We start from the raw sequence: 4,917 nt of genomic DNA, 5'->3' as shown, positions 1-4,917 counted from the left end.
CCAATCGCCGATGTTCGACCAGGACGTTTTCACCAACCTTCGCAAAGTCATCAAACTGCTCGAGAAGCACGACCTCGAAGAGATCGAGATCGAGCAGGGCGACACCGCGTTGCGCGTGCGCCGCGCGGGCGCTGCCCCGGTGGTCTCCCTCCAGAGCCCCGGCGTCCTGCCTGCGGCCCCGGCGGCGGGCGCTGCCCCTTCAGCCACTGCCGAGAAGCCCAAGGGCGGCTCGGGCGATGGTATGCGGGTTGTCTCCCCGTTTGTGGGGACCTTCTACCGGGCCTCCGCCCCCAGTGAGCCCGCCTTCGTCCAGGAAGGCGACGTGGTCGAGAAGGGCCAGACCCTGTGCATTGTCGAGGCCATGAAGCTCATGAATGAGATCGAGGCTCCGGTTTCAGGCCGGATTGAGGCCATCCTCGTCGAGAACGAGGCGGCCGTGGAATACGGCCAGGAGATCTTCGTCATCTCGCCACGCTGAGGTCGCTTTTCCGAGCGTCCAGTTTCACAAAATCCCCAGTCATTCCGAATGTTTGCATTGACGCGGTGCGCCTATCTATAGTGGATAGTTGGTGGTTGTGTGCCAAATCACGCCCCAGGGGTGAAGTGTGGCTTTTGATAAGGCCAAAGTAATTCAGGCCGCGCAAAAGCACGTCCAAAAGGGGAATCACGAGAAGGCCATTCGCGAGTATGAAAAACTCGCGAAGGCTGATCCCCGCGACGTGAGTCCGCGCATGAAGATTGCCGGCTTGTATGCCAAGCTCGGCAATCTTGCTGCGTCTGTTTCCGCTTATCAGGGCGCGGCGGACATCTACAGCAACAAGGGTTTCTACAACAAAGCCGTCGCTGTGTACAAGCAAATGCTGCAGGTCGATCCCACCTATGTGGACGGGTACCTGAAGCTTGCCGACGTGCTCCAGAAAATGGGGCTGCTCGGCGATGCGATGCAGCAGTACAAGACCGTCGTCGCCTACTACGACAAGGAAGGCCAGACCTTCAAGGCGCTCGAGACCCTCAAGAAGATGGTGGATCTCGACCCCTCGAACCTGGCCACTCACGTCAAGCTCGCAGAAATCTACTACCGGCAGGAAATGCCCCAGGAGGGCTACCAGCAGCTCAAGACGGTCATCCACGACCTGAGCAGCCAGGGCCGCCACGACGAGGCCGTCAGCACGCTCGAAAAGCTGCTGCGCCTGGATCCCCAGAATGCCGACGGCATGCGCGAGGGCTACAAGCTGCTCATGGGGCTTCAGCGCTACGACCAGGCCCTGCCCATCGCGCAGAAATATCTGCGCGCGGAAAAGGACGACCTCCAGGCCATCGAAGACGTCTCCGTCATCTTCGGCGCACTGGGCAACACCAAGAATCAGAAGATCGCACTCAAGGAACTGGCCAAGCGTTACCAGCACAACGGTGACCAGGGCCGCGCCGAGAGTTTCTACAAGCAGGTGCTCCAGATCGAGCCGCAGGATGCCACGGCGCTCGCCGCGCTCGGCATGAACAGCCCTGCACAGGCTCCTGCGCAGGCAGCGCCGCCGCCTCCCCCGCCGCCGCAACAACCTGCAGCGGCAGCACCTCCACCGTCGCCGACCGAAGAGATCATCATCGAGGACGAAGAGCCCGTCATGGCTCCCGATGAAGACATGCTCATCGCCGACGAAGAGGCCACCGTCGACGAGGTGTCTGCCGGCGGCGACATGGGCGAAGTGCTCATCGACGAGAGCGAGTCCGCCGGCGCGCAGGGCGGGCTCGGCCCGCTTCCGGGTGAGCACGAGCAGGATCACCTTTCCGACCACGAGGTCGAGGAGATGCTCACCGAGTCCGACGTCTACGTGAAGTACGGGCTGCGACCCAAGGCCATTACCCACCTCAAGCGTGTGGCCATGCTGCGCCCCGATCACGTTGTAGCGATCTCGCGCCTTGCCTCGCTGATGAGCGAGGACGGCGATGATGCCGGCGCGCTCGAAACCCTCATGCGCGCGGCCAGCGCCAACGAAGCAACCAACAACCAGGCCGCCGCTCACTCGGTCTATGAGGTAATCCTCACGCTGGATCCCCAGAATGAAATCGCGCGCGGCAAGCTCGGCGGCGGCGCAGCCCCGGCCGCTGCAGCGCCTTCACTCGAAGAAGAGATCGTCATCGAGGAACCGGCCGCTCCAGCGGCAGCCGCACCGAGCCTCGAAGAAGAAATCATCATCGAAGAGCCGGTCGCACCCGCAGCAGCGGCCCCCGGCCTTGAAGAAGAAATCGTTGTGGAAGCGCCTGCTGCGCCTTCGCTCGAGGAAGAAATCTCCATTGACGTCAGCGAGCCCGAGGCACCGGCTGCGACCTCGCTCGAAGAAGAGATTTCTTTTGACATCGGCGAGCCCGAAGCACCGGCCGCCTCGCTAGAAGAAGAGATCGCGGTCGAAGCGCCCGCGGCGCCTTCGCTGGAAGAAGAAATTTCCTTCGACATCGGCGAGCCTGAGGCGCCCGCAGCGCCGGCGGCTTCGCTCGAAGAAGAAATCTCCATTGAGGTTCCTGCGCCTGCCGCCGCGGCAGCGCCGCCGAGTCTTGAAGAAGAGATCTCCGTCGAAGTGCCGGCCCCGCCCGCCGCGGCGATGCCGAGCCTGGAAGAAGAGATTGCAGTCGAAGCCCCGGCAGCGCAGGCGCCCATCGCGCCTCCCGCGCCCGAGCCCGCTCCGCCGCCGAGCCTGGAAGAGGAAATCGCAATCGAGACGCCGGCCCCAGTGGCTGCCGCTCCGATTGCGCCCCCGGCCCCCGAACCCGTTGCGCCCGCTGCCCCTGTCGCGCCGCCGCCCACGGAGCCCGTCGCTCCCGCTGCCGAGCCGGTTGCTCCGGCAGCAGCCGTGCCGCCCCCCGCAGCGACGCCCGCGCCCCAGCCGGCAGCGCCGGTCGCCGCGCAGGGCGCCGAGGTGGTCAGCATGCCTGGCGCTCCGGCCTCGGTCCCGGCCGCCGCGGTGCCCGAGCCCTCGCCGGTCGATCCGTTCCTCGAAGAACTCGACGAAGCCGAGTTCTACATGAGCCAGGAAATCTACGACGAGGCGCGCGAGATCTACGAGCGCATTCTCGCCCAGCAGCCCGGCCACCCCATCGCCGCGGCAAAGCTCGCGGAGATCACCGCCGCAGAGGCGCAGCCCGAACCCGAGCCGGTCGCCCCCGCGGCGCAGGCCGCCGCTGGCGGTGCGGGCAACGACCAGGTCAGTTTCGATGACGTCTTCGACGCCTTCAAGAAGGGTGTCGAGCAGAACGTCGCCAAGGAAGATTCACAGACCCACTACGACCTGGGTCTGGCCTACAAGGAGATGGGCCTGCTCGACGATGCGATCAAGGAATTCGTCACCGCCCTTGGCGGCGTGGGCGCGCGCAAGGCTGCCTGCTATCAGATGATGGCAGTCATCCACAGCGAAAAGGGCGAGTTCGCCGAGGCGGCCGAGGCCCTTCAGCGAAGCCTCCTGGTCGAGGGCATCTCGACCGATGAGCAATGCGGCCTGAAGTTCGAGCTGGGGATGGCCCTAACGAACCTGCAGCGCAAGGGCGAGGCGCTCACCCTCTTCGAAGAAGTCGAGGCCGTCGACCCCAACTACCGCGACGTGGGCGAGCTGATCGTCGAGCTCAAGGGCGAGGGTGTGACCGCTGCTCCGGTGCAGGGACTCGCCCCGGCGAGCGCCCCGGCGGCAGGGGCAGGCGGGGGACGCCGCGTCTCGTACGTGTGATAGAATGAATGCGCCCGCAAAGGTGAGCGGGCGGGAAAAGTAGGTGGAGGAGAGTTCTATGAACTACCTCGAGTATTACGGGCTACAACAGGAACCATTTTCGAACGCGCCGGTCAGCAAGTTCTTCTTCAATTCGGCGCAGCATTCGAAGGCACTCTTGCGACTGCAGTACGCAGCCGAGAGCATGAAGGGCCTCGCCCTGCTGGTCGGTGACATCGGCGCGGGCAAGACCACCCTGGCTCGCCGGATGCTCGACCAGCTTCCCGAGGATGCCTACGAGGCCGCCCTGCTGGTCATCATCCACTCGGGCATCACGGCCGAATGGCTCTTGAAGCGCATCGCAACCCAGCTCGGCGTGAACGAGCCCGCCGAAGACAAGCTCACCCTGCTCAGCCAGCTCTACAAGCGCCTGGTGGAGATTCACGACTCGGGCAAGAAGGCCATCGTGCTCATCGACGAGGCCCAGATGCTGCAGACCCGTGAGATCATGGAAGAGTTCCGCGGCCTGCTGAATCTCGAGGTGCCGGGCACGAAGCTGCTCACCTTCATCTTCTTCGGACTGCCCGAGCTCGAAGAGAACCTCAAGCTCGATGAGCCTCTGGCGCAGCGCGTGGCGCTGCGTTACCACCTCGACCCGCTGAGTGAGGAAGCCACCAGCAACTACATCGAACACCGCCTGCGCCTTGCCGGGCGCCCCGCCCCGCTGTTTGCGCCCGACGCAGTCGCCGCGATCCATCGCTTCAGCCGCGGCATCCCGCGCCTGATCAACACGATCTGCGACAACGGTCTGTTCGAGGGCTCGCTTCTCAAGCGTGAGAGCATCGAAGCAGACATCATCGAAAACATCGCTGCCGATCTGGGCCTGGCCCAGCAGGAATCGGCAGCCGAGCGCGCCGCCCGTAGCGCCGAAGCCCAGCAGGTGATGAAGGACACGGCCCGACGCGCCAAGGAAATGGCCGCCGGTCGCGGCGCCCCGGTGGCGAGTGCTCCGGCCCAGGCGCCCGCCGCCCCGGCGGCAGCCCACGTGCCCACGATGAGCGCGCCCGTTTCGATCACCCCGGCCCCCGCGCCCTCCGCGGCACCGGCCCCAAAGAAGGAAGAAGCCGAGGACGACGAGATCGACTCGATCCTCGACCAGTTCGGCGAGTAGTTTTTCTCTCCCACGTAAAAGAAAAAACGCGCCCGAACGGGCGCGTTTTTTCTT

3 protein-coding genes are annotated in these 4,917 nt (G+C 64.8%); all 3 read left to right on the top strand.

The window, feature by feature from the left end:
• Positions 1-10 precede the first annotated feature (10 nt).
• The 3 genes from accB to KDH09_03560 all read left to right on the top strand — a co-directional run bounded on the left by accB (position 11) and on the right by KDH09_03560 (position 4,863).
• On the top strand, positions 11-478 hold the full coding sequence (gene accB, locus KDH09_03570; protein ID MCB0218750.1) for an acetyl-CoA carboxylase biotin carboxyl carrier protein: 468 nt from the start codon (positions 11-13) through the stop codon (positions 476-478).
• 127 nt (positions 479-605) lie between these two features.
• Positions 606-3,713, top strand: coding sequence for a tetratricopeptide repeat protein (locus KDH09_03565; GenBank protein ID MCB0218749.1), 3,108 nt, complete (start codon positions 606-608; stop codon positions 3,711-3,713).
• A gap of 58 nt (positions 3,714-3,771) precedes the next feature.
• Positions 3,772-4,863 (top strand): AAA family ATPase, encoded by a 1,092-nt coding sequence (locus tag KDH09_03560; protein MCB0218748.1) that lies wholly within the window; start codon positions 3,772-3,774, stop codon positions 4,861-4,863.
• The last annotated feature ends 54 nt before the right edge of the window (positions 4,864-4,917 follow it).

This window comes from Chrysiogenia bacterium (genome assembly GCA_020434085.1).
In the GTDB taxonomy this organism is placed as follows: domain Bacteria; phylum JAGRBM01; class JAGRBM01; order JAGRBM01; family JAGRBM01; genus JAGRBM01.
This window is presented reverse-complemented; position numbering and strand designations above follow the sequence as displayed.

Bases quoted from the DNA above. Each gene is read 5' to 3' on its own strand.
- accB (MCB0218750.1), top strand. From the start codon at position 11: ATGTTCGACCAGGACGTTTTCACCAACCTTCGCAAAGTCATCAAACTG.
- KDH09_03560 (MCB0218748.1), top strand. From the start codon at position 3,772: ATGAACTACCTCGAGTATTACGGGCTACAACAGGAACCATTTTCGAAC.